A 15,035-nucleotide genomic window follows, 5' to 3' on the forward strand; every position below is an offset into this window, starting at 1 on the left:
CTTGCAAACAGGTAAGATACTGGGAGACGCCGAAAAAGGGCGTCTCCCAGTGATTTTCATCTGTAAAATGCTGTGACGAGGACGAGTACCGCCCCCAACCCTGCGCAGAGAGCCGCCGTTTTGGTGCAAGGCGGACAGGACGGGCCGGGAAAATCACCTCTGAGCATGGCCGCCGAACGGAGTAAGCGGCCCCGGCTGGCCCCGTTACAGGCTGTCGAGCGGTCCCGGCCCGTCCGGGACAACGAGAGTGGTACCGCAGAGGTGTGCGCCTTTGTCTCTTGAGAGACGAAGGCGCTTTTTGTTTGCCTCCAACCCCGTTTTTTATTTATTTTCAATATAAAAAGGAGAAACACCCATGGACTACAACCAGACTGTCCACCTGCCCCAGACCGACTTCCCCATGCGGGCAGGCCTGCCCAAGCGCGAGCCCGATATGCTCCAGGAGATGTACGACCACGACCTCTATAACAAGATGGTCAAGCGCAACGAGGGCAAGCCCAGCTTCGTCCTCCACGACGGCCCGCCCTACGCCAACGGCAACATCCACATCGGCACCGCCCTGAATAAGATCCTGAAGGACATCATCGTCAAGCACAAGAACATGACCGGCCATTACGCCCCCTATGTGCCCGGCTGGGACACCCACGGCCTGCCCATCGAGTCCGCCGTCCTCAAGGACAAGAAGGTCAAGCGGGACGAGATGACCACCGCCCAGTTCCGCACCAAGTGCCGGGAGTACGCCGAGAGCTACATTGCCAAGATGACCGAGCAGTTTAAGCGCCTGGGCGTGCTGGGCGAGTGGGACAACCCCTATATCACCCTGCTGCCCGAGTTTGAGGCCAGGCAGATCGAGGTCTTCGGCAAGATGGCCGAGAAGGGCCTCATCTACAAGGGCATGAAGCCGGTGTACTGGTGCCCCGCCGACCAGACCGCTCTGGCCGAGGCCGAGATCGAGTACGCCGACGACCCCTGTACCACCATCTTCGTGAAATTCCCCGTCCGGGACGACAAGGGCAAGCTTGGCCGGTACGCCGACCTCAGCAAGACCTACTTCGTGATCTGGACCACCACCCCCTGGACCATCCCCGGCAACTTTGCCATCTGCCTGAACGCCGACTTCGACTACGTGCTGCTCCAGGTGCCCTCCGGCGACGTGTATATCCTGGCCAAGGACCTGGCCGAGAGCGTGTGCAAGGCCGCCCACATCGACTATGAGGCCTGCAAGGTGCTGGCCGAGCTGAAGGGCTCTGAGTTTGAGCTGATGACCGCCACTCACCCCCTGTTTGACCGTGAGTCCGTCATCCTCAACGGCGAGCACGTCACCCTGGACGCCGGTTCCGGCTGCGTCCACACCGCCCCCGGCTTCGGCGCCGAGGACTTCCAGATCTGCCAGCAGTACGACAAGGCCGGCCTGACCCACATCGGCGTGCCCGTGCCCGTCAACGCCAAGGGCGTCATGACCGACGAGCGCTACAACGGCCAGTTCTACGCCAAGGGCAACGACCTGGTGGTGGAGGACCTGGAGAAGGAAGGCTTCCTGGTGGCCAAGGAGCAGATCACCCACTCCTACCCCCACTGCTGGCGCTGCAAGAACCCCATCATCTACCGCGCCACCGAGCAGTGGTTCTGCTCCGTGGACGCCATCAAGGACACCGCCGTCAAGGCCTGCGACGACATCCAGTGGCACCCCGGCTGGGGCAAGGAGCGCATGATCTCCATGATCTCCGAGCGCAACGACTGGTGCATCAGCCGTCAGCGGGTGTGGGGCGTGCCCATTCCCATTTTCTACTGCGACGACTGCGGCGCTGACATCGTCACCCCCGAGACCATCGCCCATGTGGCCGCTCTCTTCCGGGAGCACGGCTCCAACGTGTGGTTCGACCGTGAGCCCCGCGACCTGCTGCCCGAGGGCTTCGTGTGCCCCAAGTGCGGCAAGACCCACTTCTCCAAGGAGACCGACATCATGGACGTGTGGTTCGACTCCGGCTCCACCTGGGCCGCTGTGGCAGCCGAGCGTCCCTATCTGAAGTATCCCGCCGACCTGTACCTGGAGGGCGGCGACCAGTACCGCGGCTGGTTCCAGTCCTCCATGCTCACCTCCATTGCCGTCAACGGCGTGGCCCCCTACCACCAGATCGCCACCCACGGCTGGACCGTGGACGGCGAGGGCAAGGCCATGCACAAGTCCCTGGGCAACGCCGTGTCCCCCGATGAGGTCATCAAGGAGTACGGCGCCGATATGCTCCGTCTGTGGGTGGCCTCCGCCGACTACACCCAGGATATGCGTATCTCCAAGGAGATCATGAAGCAGCTCTCCCAGGCCTACCTGAAGATCCGCAACACCGCCCGCTATATGCTGGGCAACCTGTGCGACTTCGATCCCGACGCCAACCTGGTGCCGGTGGAGGGGCTGATGGATCTGGACCGCTACGCCCTCCACTGCCTCAACGAGCTGGTGAAGAACGTCCGGGCCGCCTACGACCGCTACGAGTTCCACGGCGTGTACCGTGCCATCTACAACTTCTGCGTGGTGGATATGTCCAACTTCTATCTGGACATCATCAAGGACCGGCTGTACTGCGGCAGCGAGGCCGAGCGCCGCTCCGCCCAGACCGCCCTCTACTATATTCTTGACGGCATGACCCGCCTGGTGGCCCCCATCCTGGCCTTCACCTCCGACGAGATCTGGCACGCCATGAAGCACGCCTCCGGCGTGGACGCCGAGAGCGTGCTGCTCAACGATATGCCCGCCGACAACGCCGCCTTCGCCCTGGACGAGGCCGCCAAGGACCGCTGGGCCAAGCTGGTGGCCCTCCGTGACGCCGTCAACAAGGCTCTGGAGAACGCCCGCAACGCCGGTGTGTTCAAGAAGGCCCAGGACACCGAGGTGACTGTCTCCGTGTCCGAGGAGGACGCCGACTTCCTGAAGGACGTGGACCTGGCCTCCCTGTGCATCGTGTCCAAGGTCACCGTCACCACCGACAGCATGGAGGGGGAGAAGAACGAGGAGTGCCTCATCCCCTGCACCATCGCCGTCAAGCTGTCCGAGGCCCCCAAGTGCCCCCGCTGCTGGAACCACAACGACGCCATCGGCACCAACGGCCATCACGCCGAGCTGTGCCCCCGCTGCGCCGCTGTTGTGGGCGAGTAAGCCATATTGTGAAAAAGGGCCTGTTGCAAAATAGCTGTTTTGCACAAACCTGTCATTGCGAGCCAGTGCGCACACTGGCGTGGCAATCCGTTTCCCCGGCAAAAGGGACGGATTCCCACGAAAAACGGCCGCCCGGTGGGCGGCCGTTTTTCTCGGAATGACGGGTCTTTGTACGAGCTGCACATTTTGCAACAGGCCCTTTTTTGCGGGCGGCCATAAAGGCCGCCCCTACAACAGACCGGGTGGGTCCGGTGTTTCCCGTAGGGGCGACCTTTATGGTCGCCCGCCGTCCCGATGGATGGGCCCGTTTTCCGCCTCATAGTCCCGAATCTGCACCCGAAGGAGCTGGCGGACATAGGCGGACAGGCTCCGGCAGGACTGCCGGGCCAGCCAGGCCGCCTTTTCCTTTGTCTCCGGGGTGACCTGGATGGAAATGGTGCGTGCTTTCTTTTTGTCCTCCATAGAAATGCCCCCTTTCGCTCATAATATCATTCTTAATCACTCTAGTCAACTCTATATAAATCTTTGTGAAATATCACTCTTATTGATATTATAAAGATACAAATAGATACAACGAGGAGGGAATGAGTATGGGCGTTCAGGAAGCCCCCTATTCTCTGCGGCTGGAGCATGAGGTCATGCAGAAGATCCGCGTTCTGGCCGCCAAGGAGCGGCGCTCCATCAATATGCAGCTGTGCATTGCCGTGGAGTCCTATCTGGAACAGTACGAAAAGGAACACGGGGCGATCCCCGTCCCCGCCGAGGATTGACCCCTCCGGGCCGTCCGTGTTACAATGAGAGGAACGATCTGTCAAAGGAGCCTAAAAACTATGCTCTACGCCATTTTGGCCGCCGCTCTGGTGGTGCTGGACCAGCTGGTGAAATTCCTGGTCCGGGCCTACATCCCCCTGGGGGAGGGGGTCCCCTTTCTGCCCCACATCCTCCAGCTGACTTGCTACCAGAACACCGGCGCGGCCTTTTCTATCTTTGAGGAACACACCTGGATTCTCACCCTGATCTCGGCGGCTGCCTCCATCCTCATCATCGTGCTGATGGTCAGAAAGACCTTCAACCACCCCTTCGGCATGGTCTCCCTGGCCCTGGTGCTGGCCGGGGCGGTGGGCAACCTCATTGACCGGCTCTTCCTGGGCTATGTCACCGATATGTTCCAGACCCTGTTTATGAACTTCCCCATCTTCAACGTGGCGGATATCTGCATCGTGTGCGGCGGCATTGCCTTCTGCGTCTACTTCCTGCTGTTCTGCAAAGAGGAGGACAAGGCATGACCCCCCTGCATCTGACCGCCGACCGGGCGGGGGAGCGGGCCGACCAGTTTCTGGCCCGGATGCTGCCCGAGCTGACCCGCTCGGCAGCCCAGCGGCTGCTGGAGGATGGGGCCGTTACCCTGAACAGCCTGCCGGTAAAGAAAAACTACAAGACCAGCCTGGGGGATGAATTGGTGCTGGCCCTGCCCGACCCCGCCCCCATTGATGTGGTGCCCCAGAACATCCCCCTGGACGTGATCTACGAGGACGACGACGTCATCGCCGTCAACAAGCCTGTGGGCCTGGTGGTCCACCCCGCCGCCGGTCACCCCGACGGCACTTTGGTCAACGCACTGTTATATCACTGCGGTAATTCACTCTCCGGAATCAACGGAGAGCTGCGCCCCGGCATTGTCCACCGCATCGACCGGGACACCTCGGGGCTCATCATTGCCGCCAAGAACGATTTTGCCCACCTGTCTCTGGCGGAGCAGCTTCAGGACCACTCCCTGTACCGGGAATATGAGGCGGTGTGCGTGGGCAATTTAAAGGACGAGTCGGGCACCGTGGACGCCCCCATCTTCCGCCACCCCACCGACCGGAAGAAAATGGCGGTGAACAAGCTCCAGGGCCGGCGGGCGGTGACCCACTGGTCGGTGCTGGAGCATTTAAACGGCTATACCCACATCCAGTGCCGCCTGGAGACCGGGCGCACCCACCAGATCCGGGTCCACATGGCCTGGATCGGCCACCCCCTGCTGGGGGACGTGGTATACGGGTCCAAAAAGCCCTGGCCGGGGCTGGCGGGGCAGTGCCTCCACGCCCGGCGGCTGTCCTTCATCCACCCCCGCACCGGGGAACGGGTCACCCTGGAGTGCCCGCTGCCCCACTGGTTTGAGGCGGTGTTGACAAAACTGCGCGCTATGGTATAAACTTTATAATACCAGTTTAATTCAGAAGGGAGGCGGCTGCCATCGGAAAGTTTGACGGTGTTCTGCTGGTCAGCGATTTTGACGATACCCTCTATGGCGAGAATATGCAGGTGGCGCCCGCCAACCTGACCGCCCTGGAGTACTTTACCCGGGAGGGGGGCATCTTTACGGTGGCCACCGGACGGGCTCACCCCACCTTTGCGCCCCACGCCCGCTGCGCCCCCATTAACGCGCCGGTGGTGCTGTCCAACGGCTCGGCTCTGTACGATTTCCATGAGGACCGGATGGTATACGAGACCTTCCTGCCCCAGCGGGTGCGGGAGGACCTGCAGCAGGTGGCCCGGGACATCCCGGAGATCGGCTTTGAGGCCTACAACCACGACGATATCTACGTCTATCAGCCCAACGAGGTCACCCACCGGCATCTGACCCGGGCGGGAGCCACCGCGTCGGAGGTGCCCATTGCCCAGATGCCTTTGCCCTGGAGCAAGGTCATTTTGCAGCAACGCAACGAGATCCTGCTGGAGACCCAGCGGTATATGCTGGATCGGTGGGCGGAGCACTACGAGGTCATCTTCTCCAACGCCGTGCTGCTGGAGCTCACCCGGAAGGGGAGCAACAAGGGGGGCATGGTAGCCTATCTGGCCCGTTATCTGGGCATCGATCCCAAGAAGATCTACTGCGTGGGGGACAACCAGAACGACATCCCCATGCTGGCCATCTCGGCCATCCCCTTCGCCCCCTCCAACTGCGCTCAGGAGGTCAGGGACTGGGGGGCCCGCATCCTGTGTTCCTGCGAGGAGGGCTGTGTGGCCCAGATCGTGGAGATTCTGGACTCCATTTATTAAAATGCAAAAAAGGACCGCACTCGATCGAGTGCGGTCCTTTTTGTTTACACATAGCCCAGCAGGCCCCGGACGGAGACCTCGCCGGAGGAGAGAGCCTCCTCGCTGCCGTCGGCCCAGCGCACCACCAGGGCGAAGGTGTCGTCCACCCCCACCGCCGTGCCAATGCGCTCCTCCTGTCCCCGCAGCACCTTGATCTGACGGCCCACGGTGATGCAGTCCGCCCGGTACCGCTCCAGCCAGCTGTCCCATTGCCCGGGAAAGTCCCGGTCCAGCTTGTCCAAAGCGTCCAGCAGGGCGGCGGCCATCTCGGCCCGCCGGGGCGCCTTTCCCAGCGCCTGGGCCAAAGAGATGGCCACCGGGGCCACCTCGGGGCCAAAATCTTCTTCTGTCTGGGTCAGGTTCACCCCGATGCCCGCCACCACATAGCGCAGGGCGGCGGTCTCTCCCTCCAGCTCCAGCTCGGTGAGGATGCCGCACAGCTTGCGCCCATCCAGAATCACGTCGTTTGGCCACTTGATGCCGGGACGAATGCCGCACACCTGCTCCACCGCGTCGCACACCGCCACCGCCGACCAGGCGGTGAGAGCGCTGACCTGCTCCAGGGGACAGTTTGGCCGCAACAGGGCGGACAGGTAGAGCCCCCCCGGCGGGGACACAAAGCTGCGGCCCCGGCGGCCCCGGCCGCCGGTCTGCTGGGCGGACACCACCACCAGCCCCTCAGGCACCTGATCCACCGTCCGGCGCTTCACCTCGTTGTTGGTGGAGTCCACCGTGTCCAGGCACACCAGGTTGGAGCCGATCTTCCGGCCCGGGTCCATCAGCTCGCCGGGGGAGAGGAGATCGGGGGAGTCCTCCAGGGCATAGCCCCGGCGGGGAGCGGAGGAGATCACATAGCCCTCCTGCCGCAGGCCCTCCATGGCCTTCCACACCGCCGCACGGCTCACCACCAGCTTCTGACTCATGGCCTCCCCCGACAGGGGCGTACCCCCCTGGGCCTTCAGCAGGGCCAGTACCTCATCCCGCAGCATGGTCATCCGTCCTTTCCGTTTCCGGCGGGCGACCCTAAAGGTCGCCCCCACATTTTTTCTATGGTATATTGTAGCCTGCCTTAGCTCTCTTTGTCAACCAATTTGATTTTATGGTTGACATTCTCTCTATTGTAAACTATAATCTAATTAGAGTTTACAATATACCCAGGAGGTACCACCATGAAAGTCAAGTCTCTGGTCCACGTCGCCGTAATGGCGGCCCTCATTACCCTGTGCGCCTGGATCACCATCCCCACGGTGGTGCCCTTTACCTTGCAGACCTTTGCCATCTTCCTGGCGGTAGGCATCCTGGGGGGCAAGCTGGGCTCTCTGTCCGTGCTGGTCTATCTGCTGCTGGGAGCGGTGGGCCTGCCGGTGTTCTCCGGCTTTTCCGGCGGCATCGGCCGGTTTGCCGGGGTCACCGGCGGCTATCTCATCGGCTTTCTCCTCATCCCCCTGGTGATGTGGGGGGCTCAGACCCTCTTTGGCAAGGGCCCGGTGGTCTTTGTGCTGTCCGCCGTTGTGGGGCTGGCGGTGTGCTACGCCTTCGGCACCGCCTGGTTCGTGCTGATGTACGCCGCCACCAGCGGCCCCATTGGGGTGGTATCCGCTCTGTGGAGCTGCGTCATCCCCTTCCTCATCCCCGATGCCCTCAAGCTGGCTCTGGCCCTGGTCCTCAGCCGCCGGCTGGCCCCTGTGATGGCAAAGGCCATGGCGTGACTCATATCCCATGCCCCTGTCCCATATAGTAGAGACAAGACTATGTGGGAAAGGGGCATTGTCATGCCGTATGAAAGTGAACGGGGCCGGCCGGAGGTGGCCCACCATCTGATCCTGGAGGACCGGGAGCGCCTGTCGGTGTCCGGGGTGGAGGAGGTGGAGAGCTTTGACGAAAACACCATCGTCATGCACACCTCCCAGGGCACCCTGATTATCCGGGGGGAAAATCTGCACATTGAAAAGCTGAGTCTGGACGGCGGGGACCTGAAGGTGGAGGGGGACGTGGACTCCCTCACCTACGAGGACGGCCGGGGGGAGAAGTCCGGCGGCTTCTTCGGCCGCCTGTTCCGTTGAGATGGAGATCTGGGTATCGGAGCAGGCCCTCTTTCTGCTGGGAGCGGTGGGCCTGGGGGCGGCGGCAGGGCTGATCTACGACCTGCTGCGCATCCTGCGGGTACGCCTGCCCCTCCCCCTCATCGGGGGACTGCTGGACCTGCTGTTCTGGCTGGTGGTGACGGCGGCCATCTTTGTCTACTCCACGGTGGCAGGCCGGGGACAGGTGCGGGGTTATCTGCTGGCCGGGATACTGGCCGGCGGCGGGGTCTACTTCTGGGCCCTGAGCCGGGGCTTTTTGTGGCTGGGCTACCGGCTGGCAGATTTTGTTGGGGCGGTCTGGCATATTGTGACACTACCGGTTGTGGTGCTGGGCAAGCTGTGTAAAAAAATCGGAAAATCCGCAAAAAAAGCCTTCCATTATCGGCCGAAGTGGTATAAAATAAATGTAATATCCGATGAAACGGAAGATACCCCCCGGTCAGACCGGGCCGCCGACGGGGAAGGAGTCACCCATGAAACTCAAGAAAGCATCCCTTCTGACCAAACTCGTCATCCTGGCGCTGCTCATCGGCACGGCCACCGGCCTGCTGACCATGCGCAGTCAGCTCCAGGCCGCTCAGGCCGATCTGGCCACCGCCCAACAGCAGGTGGAGGAGCAGAAGCAAGTCAACGCCGACCTGGCCGACGCCGTGGAAAACAGCGGCGATCCGGACCGGCAGGCCGACCTGGCCCGTGAGAAACTGGGCCTGGTGGAACCGGGCGAATACGTCTTCCAGTTCACCGATTGAATTTTGAAAGAGAGGATTTTTCAGGCAAATGGAGTTTGGTGTTGGTACGATTGTGGAAGGAAAGGTCACAGGCATCACGAAGTTCGGCGCTTTCGTCTCGCTGCCCGAGGGCAAATCGGGGCTGGTGCACATCTCTGAGATCGCCTATTCCTATGTAAACGATGTAAAGGATCATCTGAAGGAAGGGCAGGAGGTCAAGGTCAAGGTCATCGGCATCGACGAGAACGGCCGTATCAACCTCTCCATTAAAAAGGCTATGGATCCGCCTCCCCGTCCCGCCGGTCACGGCGGTCAGGGCCGTCCCGGCGGACGCGACCGCGGCTTCAACGGCGGTTTCCGTGGCAAGCCCGCTCCCGCCGAGCCCACCACCTTTGAGGATCGGCTGAAGCAGTTTATGGCCTCCTCCGACAGCAAGCTGTCCGAGCTGCGCCAGGCTGAGCGCCGCAGCTCCCGCCGCGGCGGCCGGAAGTAATTCCTATCCGTACATAACAAAAGACCTGCTGCACCTGTGCAGCAGGTCTTTTTCTTATCCTCCCAGCACCTGCCACACCCCCAGTGCGATGAGGAGCAGGCCGGACAGGGGGAGGGCGAACCGGCCCAACAGCCGCCCGGCCACCTTGTCGGCCAGCACCCGGCCCAGGGGCAGGGCGGCCAGGGTAAGTATGAAATTGGCCAGAGAGGCCAGAACCGGCCCCACGCCGGAGGCTCCGGCGGCCACACCCACCCCGGCGTTGTTCACCGCCAGGGCGGCGGCCAGAGCCACCCAGCCCAGCAGGCTCTTCCCGGCGGCGGGGGTATCCTCCTGTCCGGTCTCTCCCAGACCCCGCAGCCAGTCCAGCACGAACCACAGCCCGATCCCCGCCAGCACCAGCCCCCCCAGGGCTCCGGCAAAGCCCCGGCCCAGGGTGGCCGCCGCCCCCTCGCCCAGCACCAGGGACAGCCAGGTGATGAGGGTGGTCAGCCCCCCGATGACCAGGGTGTGGGCAGGGGAGGGACGTACCCCCCGCACCGCCCAGCCCATGGCCAGGATCACCGTATCAAAATTACAGGCGGCGGCAAACAGGACCGCCGCCGCCAGCATGGAAAACCACTCCATGGAGCACCTCCTGTTCCGCCCATTCTATTCGGGGTACGAATCAGCGGTGCATGGGGTGGTTTTTTGTGGGGGGCTGTGCTATACTGGCATTTAAGCCAATGACAAGGAGGTCTGTCATGGACAGCAAGGAAGTATTTCTTCAGATTTACCGGGACAACATACACCGGGAGGGCTCCGACGCTCTGCTGGACTACCTGGAGCACAAGAGCGACTTTTTCACCTCTCCCGCCTCCGCCCGGTTCCACGGTTCCTACCCCGGCGGCCTGTGCGAGCACAGCGTCAACGTCTACCGCTGCCTGGAGGCCTATCTGGAGCGGGAACGGGTACGGGAGCTGTATGGCCTGGATTACGCCCCGGAGACGGTTGCCCTGGTCTCCCTCCTCCATGACGTATGCAAAATCGGCTGCTACCGGGGCGGCACCCGCAACGTAAAGGGCCCCGACGGCAAGTGGCAGAGCGTGCCCACCTTCTTCTATGAGGATAATCTTCCCTACGGTCACGGGGAGAAGAGCGTGTACATTCTCTCCGGCTTTTTGCGCCTCACCCGGGAGGAGGCCATGGCCATCCGCTGGCACATGGGCTTCTCCGGCGACGAGGACAAGCGGCTGGTGGGGCAGGCCTTCCAGCAGTATCCTCTGGCCTTCGCCCTCAGCGTGGCGGACATGGAGGCCACCTATTTTCTGGAGAAAGACGAGGCGTAATGGCTGTGGCAAAACGAGAAAACGACCTGGGCCGGGACCCGGTAGGCAAGCTGCTGCTGCGGCTGGCGCTGCCCTCGGTCACCGCCCAACTGGTAAACGCCCTGTACAACATTGTGGACCGGATCTACATCGGCCACATCGAAGGAGTGGGAGACCTGGCCCTTACCGGTCTTGGCGTATGCTTCCCGGTGCTGATGTTCGTCTCCGCCATCTCCGCCCTGGTGGGCATGGGCGGCGGCTCCCGGGCTGTGGTACGGATGGGCGAGGGCAAGGAGGATCAGGCCAACGCCATCCTGGGTAACTGCACCGCCCTGCTCATCGCCCTGTCGGTGCTGGTGACCGCCCTCTTCCTGGCCATCAAGGAGCCTATGCTCCTCCTCTTCGGCGCCACGAAGGAGACCATCGGCTTCGCCACCGACTATCTGACCATCTATCTGTGGGGCACCATTTTTGTGGAGATCTCCCTGGGGCTTAACTTCTTTATCACCTCCCAGGGCTTTTCCACCATCTCCATGGCCACGGTGCTCATCGGCGCGGCGACCAACATCGTGCTGGACCCGGTGTTTATCTTCGGCTTCAACATGGGCGTCAAGGGCGCGGCCCTGGCCACCATCACCGCCCAGGGCGTCTCTGCGGTGTGGGTGCTCCGGTTCCTCACCGGCAAGCGCACCAGGCTGCGGCTGCAAAGTCGGTACTTCCGTATCAATCCCAAGGTACTGGCCCCGGTAGTGGCTCTGGGCGTATCCCCCTTCATCATGAACGCCACTGAGAGCCTGGTCAACGTAGCCTTCAACGCCTCCCTGAAGGCATACGGCGGCACCTCCGCCGTGGGGGCCATGACCATCTGCTCCAGCGTGCTGCAGATCTTCTTCCTGCTCCTCCAGGGCATCGCCCAGGGGGCCCAGCCCATCATCGGCTTCAACTACGGCGCGGGCAAGCTGGACCGGGTGAAGAAGGCTTTCAAGCTGCTGCTCATCAGCGCCTTTACTTTCAGCTGTACCGCCTGCCTGGCTCTGGAGCTCTTCCCCCACGCCTTTGTGATGCTCTTCAACGATAAGCCGGAGCTGGTGGATCTGGCGGTGTGGGCCCTGCGGATCTATGTGTGCGGAATGTTTATGCTGGGGGTCCAGACCTCCTGTCAGCAGACCTTCGTGGCCCTGGGCCAAGCCAAGATCTCCCTGTTTCTGGCCCTGCTGCGGAAGGTCATCCTGCTGCTTCCCCTCATTCTCATCCTGCCCCGGCTCATCACCGGCCACCAGGTCATGGCGGTGTTTCTGGCTGAGCCGGTGGCCGACGTTCTGGCCGCCCTCACCACCGGGTCCATGTTCCTGTGGCGCTTCCCCCGCATTCTGGCCCGCCGCCAGAAGGAACTGGATGCCAAACACGCCTGAACCTAAACAAAAAAAGGACGTATCGCCAAGGCGATACGTCCTTTTTCTATTATTCTTCCTCGGCAGCCTGGAGCTGGCCCGCCTCCCGCAGGGTACGGCGCAGGCGGCTGAGGGTCACCTGGGTCATACCCAGGAAGGAGGCAACGTGCTTTCCGCTGACATGGCGGTGCAGGTCCGGATAGGCCCGCAAAAACCACTGATACCGGTCCATGGCGTCATACTGGTACATGGCGGCCTTCACCTCCCAGTGGCGCTTGAGAGCGTCCAGCAGAAAACAGCTGTACAGGCGATAGAGCTGGGGATATTCCTCCAGCATTTCCAGTACCAGACTCATGGGTAGCTCCAGCACCAGGCTGTCGGTAAGTGCCTCAATGTTGATGGTGGCCGGCTCCCCCAGGGCGATACAGGCCGTGGCCGGGGACCCCGGCTCAAAGGCAAAGCAGTCGGTGATGTCCCGGCCGCCGGCATCCAGAAAATAGCCCCGCAGCAGCCCCTGGACCAAAAAGGTCAGCTTGGTCGGCGTTTCCCCTTCCCGGTAAAGCAGGTGGCCCTTTTTTACGTTCCGCAGTTCGCCCCACTCCGTGAGCCTCTGGATGAGGGACTGGTCCGACAGTCCGAACAGGTGATGGTAAAGTTCTGGCAGATCCATCTCTCACCCTCCCAACACAAAATATTAGTGTTTTATTTTATCATATTTTGCGTGGTTTCTACATTATCCCAGGTTAATTCCTATGAAATTGTTGTCCAAATACCGGCAGATACCGGGTCACACCCGGGGGGTCAGCCCGGCCAGACGGCAGAGAATGGCTGCCGTCTCCGCCCGGCTGATATTGGTATTGCCGTGGAAGCTTCCATTGTTATCTCCCTCCACGATGCCGGCCCGGTACCACAGGTAAACCACGGGGCCGTAGGGATCGGTCTCCTGTACGTCGGGGACCTCACCGTTGAACACCACCTTGATGACCTCCTTCTCCTCCTCGGGCACCGCCCGGTCCAGCAGGTCCACCATCTGGAAGCGGGTGGCCTTGTTCAGCATGGTGGACAGAGGCACCTCACTGGTGGTAAACAGGCCCTGATCCACGCAGTAATTGTAGGCGCCCAGGTACCAGGCGCCGTCGGAGATGGGAACGCTCTCCCCCTGGCGGTCGGCGTACAGCCGGGCGGTGAGGGTGACCACCTCGGCCACGGTGAGGGTGCCGTTGGGGCTGAACTTATCGCCGCCGGTGCCCTTCATCAGGCCGGCCTGGGCGGCCTTCACCGCATAGTCGGCATACCACTGGCTGGCGGGCACGTCGCTGAAGGAGAAGTCGCCGTTCTCACCGTCGCCGGGATCGGGGGTGGGGTCGGGATCAGGATAGGGATTAGGGTCAGGGTCAGGATCAGGCTGCTGTCCGCCGCCCTCCCCAACGGGGTAGGACTGGACTCCGGATTCGTCCAGCACATAGAACACGGGGGTAGAATCGTGGGTGGAGTACCACACCACCTTGCCGTTGTAGCTGATGGGATGGCAGCGGGACATCTGCACGCCGTCAGCGGTCCTGATGTTGGAGACGGTGCCGTCGGCGGAATAGGTAGCATACTGGATGCTTTCCTTATTGTAATAGTAGCCGTTATCCCACTTCTCGGCCAACTGCCACAGGATGTAGCCGCCGTCCGGACCGGTGGGAACCAGCACAGGCTGAGAGCCGTACAGCTCGGAGTCGCTGGGCCAGGAGGTAAGCTGACGCACGGTGGTGCCGTTGGAGGAGACGTCATCCTTGCTGGTATAGCTCAGAAAGATGTTCATGGGGTCTTGTCCGATGGTGGAAGCCGAGCCCTTACCGGTGCTGCTGTAGGCGACCAGGTAGCCGGAGGAGGTCTCCGCCAGGTCGGTCACATTGGCGCCGGTGGTATTCTCGCCCACCCTGCCGGACCAGGTAGTCAGATTGAAGGTTTTGCAGCCGTTGGCGAAGGTGTCGCTCCCCGCCTTGTTGTCGTAAATGGACAGACAGGCCCCTCTGGGGTAGGCGTCGCCGTGGTCCAGGGCCACCAGCCGTCCCTGGCTGTCCACCAGAATAAACTGGTTAAAGGAGTGGGACACATAGCCCTTGTTGGCCACCACGTCGTGATAGCCGTCGGTGATGGTCATATCGGACTCACGCACCGAGAAGGTCAGATTGGCCTGGTGGTTCAGCCCGTCGCCGGACTGGTACATCTCATGGCTGGTACGCACATAGAGGTAGCCGTTGTACTCGTCGCACCGCAGGCTGCCGGCATCAAAGGGGATGGTGGTGTTGGCCCCCCGCAGGCTGGCCTGGCCCAGGCGGTTCCAGTCCTTGTCGTACTTCACCACCCGGATGACCTCGGCGTTGTCGTCCTCACTGGGGTTCTCCTGGCCGAAAATCACAAAGTTGTAGTCCTCACCGGCATAGAAGCCGCCCCACAGGTCCAGCTCCATATCCAGATCCACCGAGGAGATCAGCTGGAAGTTGCTGTCGTAGGTCTCGGCCACCAGCCGGGGATAGGCGCTCCATTTCATAAAATTTCCCTGGGCATCGACGATTTTGACACCCTTGAAATTTTCCACCCGCACCAGGTTGTCGCCGTCCTGGTACAGGTAGGCGTCAATGGGCACCGCCCAGTTGCCGTTGTAGGTGCCGCCGGCAATGGTGGATTTCAGGGGCGTCGGTTCTGCGGCCCAGGCCGCCGGCAGCATGGATATTGCCATGGCCAGAACACACAGACAGGAAAGCAGGCGGAAAGATCGTCTTTTCATTGCGCATTCTCCTTCTCTTGATTT

Annotated in this window: 16 protein-coding genes and 1 other annotated feature; of the genes, 11 read left to right on the forward strand and 5 right to left on the reverse strand. The window is 61.9% G+C overall.

Annotation, left to right across the window (positions count from 1 at the left end; all coding sequences use genetic code 11):
* The first annotated feature begins 63 nt into the window (after window positions 1-63).
* Window positions 64-282 (forward strand) — a binding site (T-box leader).
* Between the two features lie 73 nt (window positions 283-355).
* Window positions 356-3,151 carry an isoleucine--tRNA ligase gene (gene ileS / locus B5G06_RS09945; RefSeq protein ID WP_087188922.1) on the forward strand — a complete coding sequence of 932 codons (2,796 nt, stop codon included), beginning with the start codon at window positions 356-358 and terminating at the stop codon, window positions 3,149-3,151.
* 273 nt (window positions 3,152-3,424) lie between these two features.
* On the opposite strand, the gene B5G06_RS09950 is transcribed toward ileS, so the two are convergent.
* A complete protein-coding gene (locus B5G06_RS09950) occupies window positions 3,425-3,613 on the reverse strand; it encodes a hypothetical protein (RefSeq protein WP_087188923.1) in 189 nt (62 codons plus the stop codon).
* A 128-nt stretch (window positions 3,614-3,741) separates the two neighbouring features.
* On the opposite strand from B5G06_RS09950, the gene B5G06_RS09955 reads away from it, so the two are divergent.
* From B5G06_RS09955 to B5G06_RS09970, 4 genes are all read left to right on the forward strand, one after another.
* Window positions 3,742-3,921 (forward strand): hypothetical protein, encoded by a 180-nt coding sequence (locus B5G06_RS09955; RefSeq protein WP_087188924.1) that lies wholly within the window; start codon window positions 3,742-3,744, stop codon window positions 3,919-3,921.
* 60 nt (window positions 3,922-3,981) lie between these two features.
* Window positions 3,982-4,437 carry a signal peptidase II gene (lspA, locus tag B5G06_RS09960; RefSeq protein WP_087188925.1) on the forward strand — a complete coding sequence of 152 codons (456 nt, stop codon included), beginning with the start codon at window positions 3,982-3,984 and terminating at the stop codon, window positions 4,435-4,437.
* Window positions 4,434-5,348: an RluA family pseudouridine synthase gene (locus tag B5G06_RS09965; protein WP_087188926.1), complete on the forward strand. Its 915-nt coding sequence runs from the start codon at window positions 4,434-4,436 to the stop codon at window positions 5,346-5,348. Before lspA ends, B5G06_RS09965 begins: the two co-directional genes overlap by 4 nt.
* Window positions 5,349-5,413: 65 nt before the next feature.
* Entirely contained in the window at window positions 5,414-6,196 is a 783-nt protein-coding gene (locus B5G06_RS09970; RefSeq protein ID WP_255396450.1) for an HAD-IIB family hydrolase, read from the forward strand.
* Window positions 6,197-6,240: 44 nt separating this feature from the next.
* On the opposite strand, the gene B5G06_RS09975 is transcribed toward B5G06_RS09970, so the two are convergent.
* The gene (locus B5G06_RS09975) at window positions 6,241-7,224 is read right to left on the reverse strand and encodes a biotin--[acetyl-CoA-carboxylase] ligase (protein ID WP_087188947.1); all 984 of its coding nucleotides are present in this window, start codon (window positions 7,222-7,224) and stop codon (window positions 6,241-6,243) included.
* Between the two features lie 180 nt (window positions 7,225-7,404).
* Here B5G06_RS09975 and B5G06_RS09980 point away from each other — a divergent pair, with 180 nt between their 5' ends.
* From B5G06_RS09980 to B5G06_RS10000, 4 genes are all read left to right on the forward strand, one after another.
* A complete protein-coding gene (locus tag B5G06_RS09980) occupies window positions 7,405-7,944 on the forward strand; it encodes a biotin transporter BioY (RefSeq protein ID WP_087188928.1) in 540 nt (179 codons plus the stop codon).
* A 63-nt stretch (window positions 7,945-8,007) separates the two neighbouring features.
* Window positions 8,008-8,298, forward strand: a complete 291-nt coding sequence (gene yabP, locus B5G06_RS09985; protein ID WP_087188948.1) for a sporulation protein YabP — start codon at window positions 8,008-8,010, stop codon at window positions 8,296-8,298.
* A 494-nt stretch (window positions 8,299-8,792) separates the two neighbouring features.
* Complete coding sequence (locus B5G06_RS14045; RefSeq protein ID WP_087188929.1) at window positions 8,793-9,068, forward strand: septum formation initiator family protein; 276 nt, start codon at window positions 8,793-8,795, stop codon at window positions 9,066-9,068.
* A 28-nt stretch (window positions 9,069-9,096) separates the two neighbouring features.
* The gene (locus tag B5G06_RS10000) at window positions 9,097-9,540 is read left to right on the forward strand and encodes a S1 RNA-binding domain-containing protein (protein ID WP_087188930.1); all 444 of its coding nucleotides are present in this window, start codon (window positions 9,097-9,099) and stop codon (window positions 9,538-9,540) included.
* Between the two features lie 54 nt (window positions 9,541-9,594).
* On the opposite strand, the gene B5G06_RS10005 is transcribed toward B5G06_RS10000, so the two are convergent.
* Entirely contained in the window at window positions 9,595-10,164 is a 570-nt protein-coding gene (locus B5G06_RS10005) for a sporulation protein (RefSeq protein WP_087188931.1), read from the reverse strand.
* 116 nt (window positions 10,165-10,280) lie between these two features.
* Here B5G06_RS10005 and B5G06_RS10010 point away from each other — a divergent pair, with 116 nt between their 5' ends.
* Both B5G06_RS10010 and B5G06_RS10015 read left to right on the forward strand, forming a co-directional pair.
* Window positions 10,281-10,865 (forward strand): hydrolase, encoded by a 585-nt coding sequence (locus B5G06_RS10010; protein ID WP_087188932.1) that lies wholly within the window; start codon window positions 10,281-10,283, stop codon window positions 10,863-10,865.
* Entirely contained in the window at window positions 10,865-12,256 is a 1,392-nt protein-coding gene (locus tag B5G06_RS10015; RefSeq protein WP_087188933.1) for an MATE family efflux transporter, read from the forward strand. The genes B5G06_RS10010 and B5G06_RS10015 overlap by 1 nt, the downstream gene beginning before the upstream one ends.
* A gap of 49 nt (window positions 12,257-12,305) precedes the next feature.
* On the opposite strand, the gene B5G06_RS10020 is transcribed toward B5G06_RS10015, so the two are convergent.
* Together B5G06_RS10020 and B5G06_RS10025 are read right to left on the reverse strand one after the other, a co-directional pair.
* Window positions 12,306-12,905, reverse strand: a complete 600-nt coding sequence (locus B5G06_RS10020) for a Crp/Fnr family transcriptional regulator (protein WP_087188934.1) — start codon at window positions 12,903-12,905, stop codon at window positions 12,306-12,308.
* A 117-nt stretch (window positions 12,906-13,022) separates the two neighbouring features.
* Window positions 13,023-15,011 (reverse strand): S-layer homology domain-containing protein, encoded by a 1,989-nt coding sequence (locus B5G06_RS10025; protein ID WP_087188935.1) that lies wholly within the window; start codon window positions 15,009-15,011, stop codon window positions 13,023-13,025.
* Window positions 15,012-15,035: the final 24 nt, after the last annotated feature.

The organism is Flavonifractor sp. An52 (assembly GCF_002159385.1).
Classification (GTDB): domain Bacteria; phylum Bacillota; class Clostridia; order Oscillospirales; family Oscillospiraceae; genus Flavonifractor; species Flavonifractor avicola.